The organism is Microcoleus sp. Pol12B4 (assembly GCF_036701385.1).
GTDB lineage: Bacteria > Cyanobacteriota > Cyanobacteriia > Cyanobacteriales > Microcoleaceae > Microcoleus.
Genome location: NZ_JAUBQR010000172.1, coordinates 1 through 14,111 on the forward strand (window position 1 = coordinate 1; position 14,111 = coordinate 14,111).

Below are 14,111 nucleotides of genomic sequence, written 5' to 3' on the forward strand. Positions count from 1 at the left end.
CACCCAGAAACCCTGCCCCTGCTGCAAAAAATAGCTGATTCCGAAGATTACTGGACTGTGCGACAAGTAGTAGTGGAGGCTGTCGCCGCACTGGCGTCAGGAAGTCTTGAAGTTTTTGGCTGGTTGCAAAATCTCGCCGAGTCAGACAGACACCTCAACGTCCGAGAAACTGCGGTGGAAGAGATCGCAAAACGCTGGTCTCACCGGGGCGAGACGCTGCCTTTCCTCAAAAGCCGGGTCGAGTTGGAGCATGATTCTCACCTGCTGAGCGTGCTGGTGCGATCGATCGTGCGGGGGTGGCCCGACGACCCGGAAACCTTGCCTTGGGTGAAAATTCAGCTCGATTCTGGGGAAGCGCTGGTGCGGCAAGCAGCCGTGCTTGAACTAGCTTACAACTGGCCAGACAATCCTGAAACTTGGATGCTGCTGGAGGCTAAAGCAGAGGGCGATGAGAGTCCCGCTGTCAGGCAAATCGCTTTGCAAAAGTTAGCGCGTGGGTGGACAAATCAGTCTCAAACTTTCGAGTGGCTGAAAATTAGAGCTCAAAAAGAAGAAGATTCGCAGGTGCGGGCGATCGCCCTGGTAGAGTTAATGCGGGGATGGAAAGACGAGCCGGGAATGTTTGAGTTTTTGCGCGATCGAGCTTTGAGCGATGTTGACAATCAAAACGGTTCTTTCCCTTACAATCCCCGATTTACAGCGCTCGAAGCGATTATCGAACATTATCCCGAAAATCCGGGAGTTGTGCCGTTGTTGCGATCGCTTGCCGTTTCCGACGCCGACGAGCAAATCCGCGCCCTAGCCTGTCGCCGGCTCCGCAGCCAAGATTGGTAAGATCAAATCTGTTAGCATCGGAATTATTCCTATCTCTCTTCTCGATCTCTGCGTGAATCAGCACAATCCCTTGTCATCTGCGGCTGGAGAAATTTTCTTTTTTGACCGCAGATACAGGCAGATAAACACAGATTAACGCAGAGGAATTAGATGGATTCCGGTTTAACCATCTCGGATTGTTGCCTGTTGACTGGACTTTACTATTCCGATGCTACCAGAATTGATATAACTGCAAACAATCCTTTAGGCACTTCAGAAAATTAATCATACCTGCTATTCCACCCTTGGTAAAGAGTTACCGTGCGATGCTCGCTTTTTAGCGCGGATTAATAAGACTCTGGCGACTTACGAACTGGTGGCAGTTGAGAAACAAGGGGGGCGGATTGCTCAGGCTGTGAATTCTCGCCCGTGGTCAGAGTGAATTGAGCAGGGTGGCGACATCTCGGCGTTGTTTGATATCTCCTGCGGTTATCCGGATGATATCAATTCCGGCTGTGCCGGAATGATCTAGCTATGGTTTTTGGCAACCCGTGAAAACAAGTGAGCTCTTTAATCAAAGAAGGTTGCTTAAGAAGAACTTGGCAGCACTGAAATAATATGAATTGTAACAAGTAAATTTCGCGATATATCGAGTTACGACCTTAGTTCGTGGCCGAAGCAAAACCTTCTGTAACTCGTCCGGTTGCCAATAGTAAAATTATTTGGTAGCGCGTCCGTTCAATTGGAGGCGACGCTTGACGATAAAGTTTAGACAACTCTTCTTTCTGAAGTTTGAGGAGACTCCAACTTTAGAAGTTCAGGCATAACTTGTCCTCGTTGCACTTTTAAGATTATTTCAGAATATCATCCCGGCACAGCCAGAAGAGATATTAACAGTTAACACTGGGACTAACTCAAACGAGTGACACTCAAATGAGTGACACTCCAAAAAGTGACTGTGCATTCACAAAGCCCACCAGTTATACCTGAAATATCAAAGACTAAAACTTAAATGTTGAGAGGAACCACATTATGTACACCGAAGAAAAAAGCTTGAACAATGAAACTATGGCTCTCGTCGCCGATACTACTGCTCAATCAAATCTGGCATTTGCTGAAACCACTGGAGTAAACAAACCCACTTTACAAATGGGTTCAACAGGTCAAGCTGTCAAGGAACTACAACAGCTTCTATATCATTGGGGATTTTATTTCGGCCCGATTGACGGTATCTTCGGTGTGCAAGTTCAAAACGCGGTCAAAGGTTATCAACACCGCGTCTTTTTAAAAGAAGATGGGATTGTCGGCCCTATCACTTGGGAAACACTATACTCTGGTGCACCTGTGAATATGCCGATAGTCATGAAGGGCAGTTCTGGTAATGCTGTTAAAATTGTTCAGAATGTCTTAAAAATCAATGGATATTATTTCGGCTCCATTGACGGATTCTTCGGGACAATGACAGATGTAGCAGTGCGACAATTGCAACTCAGCAAGGCTTTACCGCAAGATGGAATTGTCGGCTATAGAACTTGGCACGCCCTGAGCAAGTTACCGCACTAACGACGGGTTGGATTCATATAAATTCCGGTTGCACGAGGGAAATAATTGTTGACTTTTGACTGTTGACTGGTTGCTCGAAAAATGTTTTTTTGACTGTTAACTGTTGACTCGATTTTATTATTTCGATGCAACCGGAAACCATATGATGACGTGGGCTGTTGGTATTTTAATGCTGTATAATTTTGTTTCATTTCACTTGATAATTTAAGCAATATCTAAAGGAGTAAATGTGATGGGTCCTAAATTCAAGAGAAGAATTCTATCAATTGATGGTGGTGGTATTCGGGGTATTATTCCTGCGATCGTTCTCAACTACATTGAAGAGCGCACAGGAAAACGCATAGCAACAATGTTTGATTTTATTGCAGGCACTTCAACAGGAGGAATTTTAGCACTGGGTTTAACTAGAAAGAACTCAGACTCTAGCATCAATCGTGAGCCAGAGTATACCGCTGCCGAACTTGTAAACTTCTATCGCAAATATGGACAAAAGATTTTTAATGAGTATGTTCCACTGGATTTTGATGATTTGCTACAACCCAAGCACAACCCAAAAGGTAGGCAACAAGTTTTAAAGGAGCTTTTAGGTGAAGCTAAGGTTGAAGAGGCATTACGAGAAATTTTCATCCCCAGCTATGATATTGAACTCAGAGCACCAATTTTTTTTACAAGCAATCGGGATGCAGAGGAAATCAAGAGTTTTGAGAGCCGGAAAGTATGTACAGGATTCAAAATGTGGGAAGCAGCAATGGCAACTTCTGCTGCACCGACATTCTTTCCACCCTACCAACTCGAAACGGGACATCATACCGATGAGGGATATTACGCTTTGGTAGACGGCGGAATTATTGCAAATAATCCTTCCTCACTTGCAATGATGGAGGCGATGATTTCTTACAAGAAGAAGACTGGTGAAGAACTACAACGTACTGAGACCCTTGTTGTTTCTTTAGGTACGGGATCACTAACTAAGAAATATAAGTATAAAGAAGCAAAAAATTGGGGTCAACTAAAATGGGCTATTCCCTTAATTAACGTTGTTCTAGATGGCCAAAGCGAATCGGTTGCTTATGAACTCGATCAGCTAATGGTGACTAAAGGAGATAAAGAAAATAACCGAAACTACTATCGTTTTCAACTTCAATTGAGTAGCGATAATGGTCACGATCAAATCGACAACGCAAGTCCAAGTAATATTGAGTACCTAGAGAACCGAGGTGAAAAACTGATTGAACACAGTAAGAAAGATTTGGATGAGTTGTGTAAGCTTTTGAAGGAGGACACTGAACTATATTCTAATTAACCGCACCGTTAAATCCAACTCTGGTTGGAGGAGTTTTAATGGGGGTAAGATTTTGTGTGTATTCCTTCCCGTAAAAGGGCATCCCAAACCGCACCGCTTCCCCCATTACCGAACACCGATAGCAATCCGAAGCCCTTTTCTCCCACCTGAGCCACGGATCGGGAAAAACTTGGTATTGCTTGCGCCGCTGCACAATGCTTGCAGTTTCGGACGCAGAAGAGCAAGTGCGGGTATTAACCGATCTCTGGCTTCAAGTGTTAACAGTTAACTGTTAATAATTGATCAAAAGGGTAATTGCATACCGCACCGCTTCCCCCATCATCGAACCACGAACGCGATCGGACGCCGTTTTCTCCCACGTGAGCAACTGTTCCCGAAAAGCCGGATCTTGCTTCGCCCGCTGCACGATCGCCTGACTGATGACTTTCTTTTGAATCTGCTCTGTCGGGATACCTTGCTGCTTCAAATAATCCAACAGCCGCTGAACACTTTCGGAGAATTTATCCGGCGTCTGAGACATCAAAATAAACGAAATTTGGCGCACCATTCGCTGGTAGATTTCCTGTCTTCTAAGCAATATTTCCTTGTGAATCGGCTCCGCCGGCTCTGCACTGTTACTAGGAATAGCCAAGTCGAGCAAACTCAAAATTTCAGCGCCCTTGGCTAAAACCTTTTCCAACATATCTGGATAAAGCTCCAAAATGCGATCCCCCAAAATCTTGCCGTTCACCAAACGGTTCGCGCTCAACCTCAGTAAATTTTGTTCTCCTGCAGAATCAAACAATTGAACATTCAATTTGAGTTCGCGGCTTTCCAACTCGACGCGACGCAGCGTAAAAACCAAAGCCTCCCAATTAGGAGATTCATCAAAACACACCTTCACAATAGAACTGTCCTCTTGATGCTGCCGCCCCAATTCCCCCGACTCAAAATCGCGATCGACCGGAAAGCGATTGGCCGCAAGTTTCGCAGTATAATCAAACTGAGTAAAAACATAGCTGCAGTCAACTCTCGACAGATCGACATCTTGAACTTGCCAATTTTGAATGCAGCAACCCGTAAGCTGCGCCCCCTCCAAATTCGTCCGAATCAAACGGCACTCAATCAAACAAGCTTCTCTTAAATCCGCCTCACCCAACATCGCATCCATCAAATAAGCGCCGCTCAAATCAGCTTTCCGCAAATCAGCACTTCGCAAATTTGCTTCGCTCAAATCAGCTCGCAGTAAATACACTCCTTGCAAGTTAGCTCGCAGCAAAAGTGCCTTCTTAAAACTCGCTTTCAATAAATAAGAACCCGCCAGATTAGCTCGACTCAAATCAGCGTTATCCAGCACCGCCTCAGTCAAATCCGCCCCCGCCAGCACAGCTCGGTGCAAGTCAGCGCCCGTCAGATTTGCCGATCGCATTTGAGCGCCATTCAAGTCAGATTCAATCAAATTTACACCGATTAAAATTGCCGATCGCAAATTCGCTTCCACCAAATGCGCTTCCCGCAAATTAGCACCCGTTAAATTAGCACCAACAAGACTGGCGCGGTTGAGATTCGCCTCCATCAATTCCGCCGCCATCAACTTCGCGCCGTCGAGTTTAGCCCCAGCAAAATTAATTTGGTCAGATTTAACTCCTTGAAGATTAGCACCGCCCAAATCCGCTTCGGGGAACGCCGCCCAATTGAGTTCTGCTGCTGCCAAACAAGCAAGGCGCAAATCCGCTTTAGCAAGATTTGCCCCGCTCAAATTTGCGCCGCTCAGATTCGCCCCAGCTAGCCCCGCACTGCGAAGATCCGCGCGGCGCAAACAAGCCCCTATCAAATTGGCATTGCTCAAAAAAGACCAGCTTAAATTAGCGCCGGTCAAGTTAGCACCAGTGAGGTCTATATCTCGCAGGTTAACACCGCTTAAACTAGCGCCGCTGAGGTCAATGTGACCAAAGTTCCGCTCTCCCTGTTGATAGCGCTGTAAAAATTCTTGTGTTTGCATTCCGCAGATTGGGGGGCTGGCAATTTAGCTGTTTTAGGACGCGCGGTTCAATAACTTTAACTCTAAGGTACGCACGGAACACGAGCGGTCTAGGCACGGGGACACTACTCCTACTACTTACTGCAAGAACTCATGTCCTCCGGGTGATCCGTGGGTACTGTACCCCTATAGATGGCACTTTAAAGGATTTGTTGCGTAAGTTCTATTTCTACTACCAGTTTTACAGACTTTTGTAACTTCAAGTAGCCGAGTTCATATCTGATACGCGGCCCCGCCGGAGAGTGTTTTTACCTAAAGCGCTGCAATTCTTGCTGCAAGTGTTTTCCCCATTTAGTCGCTAGAGGAATTTCTGTAAAAGGAACCTGCACCGCAGCAGCATCTTTCAACAAAAATTCGAGGGCGATTGGACTCCCAGAATTCGGCGGCGATTCTAAATCAACTGCCTGAGAGTTGACTAACAACCGCAGCGACTGCACGTCTTTTAAAGAAAAAGTTTGCAAATTCACAGGCCCGCTGCGAGTAGGTTTTCCCCAAGTTAAACTGTCTTCTTGCTGACCGAGTACAGCGTAAATATCGTACTTGGCTTTAGCGAATTGTTCGGCCCAGACGCGATACGCTTCCAGCTTTTGATACTCGTTCCATCCTGCCCAAGCCAGCCCGATAAAAATTGCCAGCAGCGGCAGCCACATTAAACCTCTTTCCATGCAATACCCTTGTTGAAAATGGTCCAGGTTCTGTTTCTCATCTTCTCTAATGATACAATTAATTGAAGTTAGAAAACTTGCTCTGCAATTTAAATTAGAAATTAGAGCAATTTTTGATTGATCAACAGCCACCGCCAAAAACTACCAAACCCCCGCGTGCGAGATCCCCACAAGTCGCAGCAAGGAAAACTGGCGCTGGCGGTGAAAATTGGGTTATTGTGGTGAACAAGCCTTCCCTAAACGGACGATCGGCCATGAAAAAGTTTTTCCTTCTGTGCTTATTTTTAATCGGGCTCGGCTGGGCGATTTCTAATTTCCCAGGACTTGCTACTCAAGGCACTTACGACTCGATTGTGCTTGATTTCCGCGAAGATTTGGGTGCTGCTGAGATTGCGAAAGAAGTAAATGCGATCGCCCAACAGTATCAAGTCGCACCCCAACTCAACAGCGAATTCTCAGCGGGCGACAATGTATATGTAGTTAAGGGCGATCGCACTTTGCTAAACGCCCTGAGAAAATCAAATTTGGCTAAAGATACCGAATACATTGAACCAAACTACGTCTACAGCGCTTTCGAGATTCCCAACGATCCCATGTATACCAAGCAGTGGAATCTCCGCAGCATCAACGTAGAATCTGCCTGGAACGAAACCAAAGGCAGCGGCACAACAGTAGCGATAATTGACACGGGTATTACTCCAGTCGCTGACTTAAAAGAAACCAAATTTGTACCGGGCTACGACTTTGTAAACGATCGCGCCGAAGCCTACGATGACAACGGCCACGGTACTCACGTCGCAGGTACTGTCGCCCAATCAACTAACAACAATTACGGCGTTGCGGGCATCGCCTACGAAGCAGCTTTAATGCCGCTAAAAGTGTTAAGCGGCAGCGGTGGCGGCACGGTTTCCGACATCGCCGAAGCAATTAAATTTGCTGCTGACAACGGCGCAGATGTCATCAACATGAGTCTCGGCGGCGGTGGCGAAAGTCAGTTAATGGAAGAGGCGATCGACTACGCCCACTCTAAAGGCGTTGTCATCATCGCAGCCGCCGGCAACTCCGGCGAGAGTTCCGCTTCTTATCCCGCCCGCTATCCGCACGTCATCGGCGTTTCCGCCCTCGGCCCCGACGACGAAAAAGCTGGTTATTCCAATTTCGGCGCAGGGGTTGATATTGCAGCCCCCGGCGGTTCTGAAATGGGCAAGATCCTGCAAAGTACGATCGACCCGGAAACAGGCGCGGAAGTCTTTGAAGGCTACCAAGGCACTAGCATGGCTTCTCCCCACGTTGCAGCCGTTGCAGCCCTTGTCAAGGCTTCCGGTATCACAGAACCAGACGCCATTCGCAGCGTACTCTTGCAGTCCTCGCGAACTGTCACTGAAGATCCGTTAAACCATTTTGGTTCGGGACACCTAGACGCAGCCGCAGCAGTTCAGCTAGCCCAGCGCGGACAAATCAACTTCCGCGATTTCTTCCGCTGGCTGCGCGATAACGGGTATCTCAACCCCCGCTTTTGGATTGACGGCGGTGCAGTCGCCCTGTTGCCTAAAATTGCAATGGTGCTCGGTTCTTACCTGCTGGCTTTCTTTATGCGGAATTATTTTCCGTTCCAGTGGACTTGGGGCTTTTCTGGTGGCTTGATGGCTGGCAGTTCTGGGTTCTTTTTCCTGCGGAACTTGTTTGTATTTGACTTGCCGCAGTGGCCGATGCGGGTGATGGGCAGTTCTATTCCCGAACTCGGCGGTGCAATTAATGGCAGCAGTATGCTGAATCCCTTTTTTGCTAGCGTTTTGATTCCTGGGATTTTGATTGCTTTACTGTTGGGACATCAACAGTGGAAATGGATCGCGATCGCAATTTCGATCGGTTTTGCCAGCAGTTTAGCGGTGAATGCTTTTGTGTCTCCCGCAGTCTGGGGATTGGGCACAGGTTTGGTATCACAAACATTCTTGATTGTCAATGCTTTACTGTGTTTTGGATTGGCACGTTTAGCAATTAAAACAGAGGTGCGATCGGCATGAGTATTACTGTCAAAGGTGTAATTGAACGCAAAGGATTGGGTCCCGGTACTTGGGCTTTGGTTGGCGAAGATGGGGAAACTTACGAACTTAAGGATGCTCCTTCTGACTTGAAAAAAGCTGGTTTGAAAGTCAGTGTTAAAGGTGAAGTCCGCAAGGATGTGATGACTTTTGCTATGATCGGCCCGGTTCTTGAGGTGCAGTCTTTTGAGGCGATTTAGCCTAATTGGTTAATGCAGCTTTTGAGCTAAAAAAAACCCCGGCCAAAATTGGCTGGGGTTTATTAATCAGGGTGCATCTACTAATTTAATCTCCCGCCTCATACCACCTCTGTCAGGACACTTTGGCAGAATTTGCGAAAATTGGCGACGAGGGCCTACGATCGGCAAAAAAAAACCCCAAACCAAAATTGGTCGGGAGTTAATTAATCAGGGTGCATCTACTAATTTAGTCTCCGGCTTTACACCACCTCTGTCAGGACACTTTGGTAGACTTTGCGGAAATTTGTGGCTCAGCTTGCGATCGGCAAAAAAAACCCGGCCAAAATTGGTCGGGAGTTAATTAATCAGGGTGCATCTACTAATTTAGTCTCCGCTTCGAGGTGCACCTGTTCCGGACAATTTGCGAAAATTTACGAAAATTCGTGGTTTAGGGTGCGATCGCCAAAAAAAAACCCCAAACCAAAATTGGTCGGGAGTTATTTAATCAGGGTGCATCTACCAATTAAGCTTTCTGAGAATTCAAGCGCCATCCGGACAACCTCAAACTTTTTCAGCATCACCGTCGATACCGCAAAAAAAAACCCCAAACCAAAATTGGTCGGGAGTTATTTAATCAGGGTGCATCTACTAATTTAGTCTCCCGTGTCATAGCACCTCTTTCAGGACACTTTGGCAGAATTTGGGATAATTTTTGGCTCAGCGTGCGATCGCAAAAAAAAACCGGCCAAAATTGGTCGGGAGTTAATTAATCAGGGTGCATCTACTAATTTAATCTCCCGCCTCACAGCACATCTTTCAGGACACTTTGGCAGAATTTTGGAGAAGGTGTGGCTAAGGGTGCGATCGCCAAAAAAAACCCGACCAAAATTGGTCGGGAGTTAATTAATCAGGGTGCATCTACCAATTAAGCTTCCTGAGAATTCGAGCGCAATCCGGACACTTACCACTAAAAACTCAAAACTCTTTTCGGTGAACCAGAGTTGCACTAGCTTGGTCTGTCGGAACTAGCAAGACTTCGCTAATATTGACGTGGGGCGATCGGGTCGCGCAAAAATACACCACATCCGCTACATCGTCAGCAGTCAGCGGTGTTAATCCTTGATACACATTTTTGGCTTTTTCTGAATCGCCGTGAAACCGGACATTGCTAAATTCTGTTTCCACCAAACCGGGTTCTATTTCTGTCACCCGCACTGGTGTTCCCAAAAGGTCTTGTTTCAACCCTTCGGAAATAGCTCTCACTGCTGCTTTGGAAGCGCAATAAACATTACCTTTCGGATAAGCTTGGCGGCCTGCTATTGAGCCGATATTCACTACGTGGCCGAGGCCTCGGCTTACCATTCCCGGCACGATCGCGCGAGTCATGTAAAGCAAGCCTTTAACATTGGTATCAATCATTTCTTCCCAATCTTGGAAGTTGCCTTCGTGCAGTTTGTCTAAACCACGGCTCAATCCCGCATTGTTAATCAGAATATCGATGCTTTTCCAGGCATCGGGAAGCGCAGTTATCGCCGATTCCACTTGCAGGCGATCGCGCACGTCCAATTCGAGCAAATAAATCTGGTTCGCCGATGCGATAGATTTTGTTTCTACAAGTTCGTTTGCCAGTCGATCGAGCTTTTCAAGGCGGCGGGCTGCTAAAATTAGTTTGGCTCCTCCTTTGGCGAATATTTTGGCACAGGCTGCTCCGATACCGCTACTCGCACCTGTAATGAAAACAATTTGGTTTTGGAGAGAAATCATTTTTAATAATCAGAAGGAAGAGGGAAGAGGGAAAAAATTTTGAGTTGGTATAAGATTAAGTCTGGTCAATTAACCATCATTATTGTAGAGGCAGGTTTAACTTGTTCTCTCATTGGTGTTAGAGATTTTACTTAAACCGCCACTACAGAAATTACCCAAATAACCCATAACACCTATTTTATTATTTGACAACCCGCAATCGCACACTCACTGTTGCAATTCCGCCTTGTCGCATCAAAACTGCTGAAACCCAACGATTTTCTGGCGTAGCCGGAGCTTTACCTACTTTAAAAATTCCCCCGGAATTTAGCAACTCCAGCTCGACTTCTGAGGGATTAAAAAAAGTTTTTTCGGTAATGGGTTCTTCCAAAACAGTTCCTATTAAAATATCATCCCCGATCGGCTCTTTAACAATGGCATCAAAATGGTACTCTTGACCCACCTTAACTTGATCCGGAAAATTCACTTGAATTGTGGGAGGATTTTGGCCCGAACTAAGCTGAGTTTGTTCGGCTAAAATCTCTTGACTAACTATTTTTTCACCTTCAAAGCGCTGCTGGGAACGGATGGTAGCTTTGAGAGTTAATTCTCTGCCATCCTTTTTTTGAGTGCCGGCAATTGTAGTTATGGTTTCTGCGAGAATTGCGCTACCTTCGGTTTTCCAAGATTTGATCTCGGTGCGGTAATTTAAACTCGGATATCGATCCCAGAGTTGGGTGAGGGCTTTGGCCATGCTTTGGCTGTTTAAGCCGTCAGAATGAGTGAAATTCGGGCTGTAAAATGCCATGACTGCTTTGACATCGCGCCGGTTGGCCGCTGCGTCAATTTCTGTTAGCACTTTTGTGAGTGGCGCAGGCGCATTTGCAGGGGTTTGGGCGATCGTTCGGGGAGTCGCCGCGATCGCGCCGATCGCTCTTGCGGCACTAGGATGCAGCACGCCAGCACTTACCACTGTTAAAAATAACAACATTGGAGCGATCGACTGCCCCCAGTTAAAGCCAAAAACGATCGCCCGATCGGCTTTTTCGTCCCGACGGCTGGAAAAATACTGAGATACACTTGGCACTAAATTCAAAAAATTACGCATTAGGTGATAATTTGGTTATTTGTCAGGAGTCGTGGCGCGGGCAACTGTTCGCCTGCAACGAAAACTGACAACGGAAGGACGGACACGGCACAATCTAATTTTAGATTGCTGATTGATAATTGGCTGAAACTGCCGGAATAATAAGCATAATAATCTAAAACCTCAAATATAAAATCGCTCGACCTGTGGAACTTGTACTTGTAAAAGAAACAAATACCTTGACAAAAGCCCCCCTCCGGTTGTTGGTTGCAGCTAGCGGCACTGGTGGACATTTATTTCCCGCGATCGCCACCGCTAGTCAGTTGAACGACTGTCAGATCGAATGGCTAGGAGTCCCAGACCGCATGGAAACCGAGTTAGTTTCATCCCTTTACCCCCTCCACACGATCGCCGTTGAAGGCTTTCAGCAGCGATTTGGACTCGGTACACTGCGAATTTTGGGCGGACTCGCCGGCTCGATCCTTCAGGTGCGGAAGTTGCTCAAATCGGGAAATTTTCAGGGAGTGTTTACTACTGGCGGTTACATCGCAGCACCGGCAATTCTAGCGGCCCGTTCTTTGGGTTTGCCGGTGATTCTCCACGAATCTAATGCAATTCCGGGGAAGGTGACGCGCTGGTTTAGTCCTTTGTGCACTGCTGTGGCGATCGGATTTGAAGCAGCAGCCCACCATTTACCCCGCGCCAAAACGGTGGTTGCTGGTACGCCCGTGCGATCGCAATTCCTCGCCCCCCAACCTCTAAATTTGCCAATTCCTGACAGCGTACCTGTAATTTTAGTCATGGGTGGCTCTCAAGGTGCTGTCGCAGTCAATAAGTTAGTGCGCGAGTGTGCTCCGGCTTGGTTTGAGGCGGGTGCTTGGGTGGTTCACCTCACCGGAAATAATGACCCGGATTCTGAGAGTTTGAAACACGAGCAATATTTGTCGATGCCCTTTTACGACAATGTGGCGAGTTTGTTGCAGCGAGCGAATTTAGCAATTAGTCGATCGGGCGCGAGTGCTCTAACAGAATTAGCAGTGACGGCGGTACCTTCTATTTTAATTCCTTTTCCTCACGCCGCTGACGACCACCAAAGATTTAATGCGGAAGTATTTGCTAAAGCCGGCGCCGCCGTGGTATTCCGTCAAAGTGAACTGACAGCAGATGTGTTGCAAAGCAAAGTGTTGTATTTGTTAAGAGATTCCGAATATTTGGAAAAAATGTCTAAAGCTGCTGCTCAATTAGCGGTGACAGACAGTACAGAACGTTTGGCTAATTTGGTGAGGGAATTGGTGGTGCGGTGATAGTTTTTAGGAGTTTTAACCGCAGATGAAGGCTGATTAACGCAGATTAACGCAGATGAAGGTTGATGTTTTACATGATATGGGAGTGGATGAATTTAACTACTGATTCTAATCCTTCTTTAGTCTTCAGGTTAGTAAAAACAAAAGGTTTGTCGGCGCGCATTTTTTTCGTATCCCGTTCCATCACGCCTAAATCTGCTCCTACATAAGGTGCGAGGTCTGTTTTATTAATTACCAACATATCAGATTTAGTAATTCCTGGCCCGCCTTTGCGCGGAATTTTATCGCCTGCAGCGACATCGATTACGTAAATTGTTAAATCTACTAACTCCGGGCTAAAAGTTGCGGCCAAGTTATCGCCGCCGCTTTCGACAAACACTAAATCTAAATCAGTGAATTTTTGTTCTAACTCTTCTATAGCTACTAAGTTAATGGAAGCATCTTCGCGGATGGCTGTGTGAGGACAGCCTCCCGTTTCTACGCCCAAAATTCGCTCGCTCTCCAGAGCTTGGCTCCGAACCAAAAACTGTGCATCTTCCTGAGTATAGATATCATTAGTAACAACCGCAATCTGGTATTGCTGCCGCAGCGCCTTGCACAAAGCATCAAGTAAAGCAGTTTTCCCCGAACCAACCGGCCCAGCAATTCCTACACGAAAAGCACCCATAGCGATTTTAGATTTTAGATTTTAGATTTTCAACTGCGAAACAACCGAGTGTATTGAGTTTCGTGCGCCATGCTAGCCAGTCCTAATCCCCAACTGCAACTAGCAATATCATCATCTTCTAATTTTAAAACTTCTTGCGCCGTACAGCTAATTTGAGGCTGCAAATCTAACAGTAACTGTTGACCGGCTGTTTGACCGAGGGGAATCAGCTTCACGCCCGCACTCGCCAAATTGGCAGCCCAACTATACAAATATCCTAACACGGCCGCTTCCTCTTCAATCTGCCAGTAGGCGGCGGCAATGCCAAAGCCGATCGCAAAATTGCACTGATTGCCGCCAAATTCCACCAAATCTTTTACACTTGTTGTTAACCCAGAAGAAACGGGCGATTCCCTGCGGGATAGCTTCGCTTCACGCAAATCCAGCAGCAACCTGACCAAAGTCCGCCCCATTTGCCAACTTTGCAAGCGCAACTCTTCTGTTTCCTTAGTAGCAGTCGCCCAAGCATTCCAGTAATTCAAAGCCGTCAAATCCCCAATCTGTGCCGCCCTCAAAGCCCTTACCACCACAGCGGCTTCAACTCGAACAGCCCCGAATTGCAGCGAATTTTCTAACCAATTCCTCAAAGTAATCTCGCTGTCGATCGCGCCGGTTTCTACCAGACTTTCGATTCCCTCAGAATAACTATAAGCTCCCACAGGTGCAAAAGCTAGCTGTAACAAACA

The 14,111-nt window shown here is 46.7% G+C and carries 12 protein-coding genes; 6 read left to right on the forward strand and 6 right to left on the reverse strand.

The annotated features are described in order from the left end of the window. The 3 genes from QUA38_RS21095 to QUA38_RS21105 form a co-directional block, all read left to right on the forward strand. Nucleotides 1-834 (forward strand): HEAT repeat domain-containing protein (locus tag QUA38_RS21095; protein WP_333165189.1); only part of this gene is annotated, 834 nt, incomplete at its 5' end. Between the two features lie 1,011 nt (nt 835-1,845). After that, nucleotides 1,846-2,376 carry a peptidoglycan-binding protein gene (locus tag QUA38_RS21100; protein ID WP_333165191.1) on the forward strand — a complete coding sequence of 177 codons (531 nt, stop codon included), beginning with the start codon at nt 1,846-1,848 and terminating at the stop codon, nt 2,374-2,376. Nucleotides 2,377-2,608: 232 nt separating this feature from the next. Beyond that, nucleotides 2,609-3,679 (forward strand): patatin-like phospholipase family protein, encoded by a 1,071-nt coding sequence (locus QUA38_RS21105; RefSeq protein WP_333165193.1) that lies wholly within the window; start codon nt 2,609-2,611, stop codon nt 3,677-3,679. A 271-nt stretch (nt 3,680-3,950) separates the two neighbouring features. Here QUA38_RS21105 and QUA38_RS21110 read toward each other — a convergent pair whose 3' ends face one another. Both QUA38_RS21110 and QUA38_RS21115 read right to left on the reverse strand, forming a co-directional pair. Beyond that, on the reverse strand, nt 3,951-5,660 hold the full coding sequence (locus QUA38_RS21110) for a pentapeptide repeat-containing protein (protein ID WP_333165195.1): 1,710 nt from the start codon (nt 5,658-5,660) through the stop codon (nt 3,951-3,953). Between the two features lie 287 nt (nt 5,661-5,947). Further along, a complete protein-coding gene (locus QUA38_RS21115) occupies nt 5,948-6,364 on the reverse strand; it encodes a hypothetical protein (protein WP_333035636.1) in 417 nt (138 codons plus the stop codon). Between the two features lie 254 nt (nt 6,365-6,618). Here QUA38_RS21115 and QUA38_RS21120 point away from each other — a divergent pair, with 254 nt between their 5' ends. Then, nucleotides 6,619-8,388, forward strand: a complete 1,770-nt coding sequence (locus tag QUA38_RS21120) for a S8 family peptidase (protein ID WP_333165198.1) — start codon at nt 6,619-6,621, stop codon at nt 8,386-8,388. Further along, entirely contained in the window at nt 8,385-8,606 is a 222-nt protein-coding gene (locus QUA38_RS21125) for a hypothetical protein (protein WP_333035640.1), read from the forward strand. The genes QUA38_RS21120 and QUA38_RS21125 overlap by 4 nt, the downstream gene beginning before the upstream one ends. Before the next feature lie 954 nt (nt 8,607-9,560). Here QUA38_RS21125 and QUA38_RS21130 read toward each other — a convergent pair. Both QUA38_RS21130 and QUA38_RS21135 read right to left on the reverse strand, forming a co-directional pair. Then, nucleotides 9,561-10,349 carry an SDR family oxidoreductase gene (locus tag QUA38_RS21130; RefSeq protein WP_333165200.1) on the reverse strand — a complete coding sequence of 263 codons (789 nt, stop codon included), beginning with the start codon at nt 10,347-10,349 and terminating at the stop codon, nt 9,561-9,563. A 181-nt stretch (nt 10,350-10,530) separates the two neighbouring features. Further along, nucleotides 10,531-11,436, reverse strand: coding sequence for a nuclear transport factor 2 family protein (locus tag QUA38_RS21135; protein WP_333165203.1), 906 nt, complete (start codon nt 11,434-11,436; stop codon nt 10,531-10,533). 218 nt (nt 11,437-11,654) lie between these two features. Between QUA38_RS21135 and murG the strand changes: the two genes are divergently transcribed. Further along, entirely contained in the window at nt 11,655-12,719 is a 1,065-nt protein-coding gene (gene murG / locus QUA38_RS21140; RefSeq protein WP_333165206.1) for an undecaprenyldiphospho-muramoylpentapeptide beta-N-acetylglucosaminyltransferase, read from the forward strand. A gap of 70 nt (nt 12,720-12,789) precedes the next feature. Here the strand turns inward: murG and ureG are convergent, their stop codons facing one another. Further along, nucleotides 12,790-13,386, reverse strand: a complete 597-nt coding sequence (gene ureG, locus QUA38_RS21145; protein ID WP_333165209.1) for an urease accessory protein UreG — start codon at nt 13,384-13,386, stop codon at nt 12,790-12,792. A 29-nt stretch (nt 13,387-13,415) separates the two neighbouring features. Further along, complete coding sequence (locus tag QUA38_RS21150) at nt 13,416-14,108, reverse strand: urease accessory protein UreF (RefSeq protein ID WP_333165212.1); 693 nt, start codon at nt 14,106-14,108, stop codon at nt 13,416-13,418. Nucleotides 14,109-14,111: the final 3 nt, after the last annotated feature.

Coding starts and splice junctions, on each gene's coding strand:
- ureG (WP_333165209.1), bottom strand. CDS start 13,386: ATGGGTGCTTTTCGTGTAGGAATTGCTGGGCCGGTTGGTTCGGGGAAA.
- QUA38_RS21115 (WP_333035636.1), bottom strand. CDS start 6,364: ATGGAAAGAGGTTTAATGTGGCTGCCGCTGCTGGCAATTTTTATCGGG.
- QUA38_RS21100 (WP_333165191.1), top strand. CDS start 1,846: ATGTACACCGAAGAAAAAAGCTTGAACAATGAAACTATGGCTCTCGTC.
- QUA38_RS21105 (WP_333165193.1), top strand. CDS start 2,609: ATGGGTCCTAAATTCAAGAGAAGAATTCTATCAATTGATGGTGGTGGT.
- QUA38_RS21120 (WP_333165198.1), top strand. CDS start 6,619: ATGAAAAAGTTTTTCCTTCTGTGCTTATTTTTAATCGGGCTCGGCTGG.
- QUA38_RS21110 (WP_333165195.1), bottom strand. CDS start 5,660: ATGCAAACACAAGAATTTTTACAGCGCTATCAACAGGGAGAGCGGAAC.
- QUA38_RS21130 (WP_333165200.1), bottom strand. CDS start 10,349: ATGATTTCTCTCCAAAACCAAATTGTTTTCATTACAGGTGCGAGTAGC.
- QUA38_RS21125 (WP_333035640.1), top strand. CDS start 8,385: ATGAGTATTACTGTCAAAGGTGTAATTGAACGCAAAGGATTGGGTCCC.
- QUA38_RS21135 (WP_333165203.1), bottom strand. CDS start 11,436: ATGCGTAATTTTTTGAATTTAGTGCCAAGTGTATCTCAGTATTTTTCC.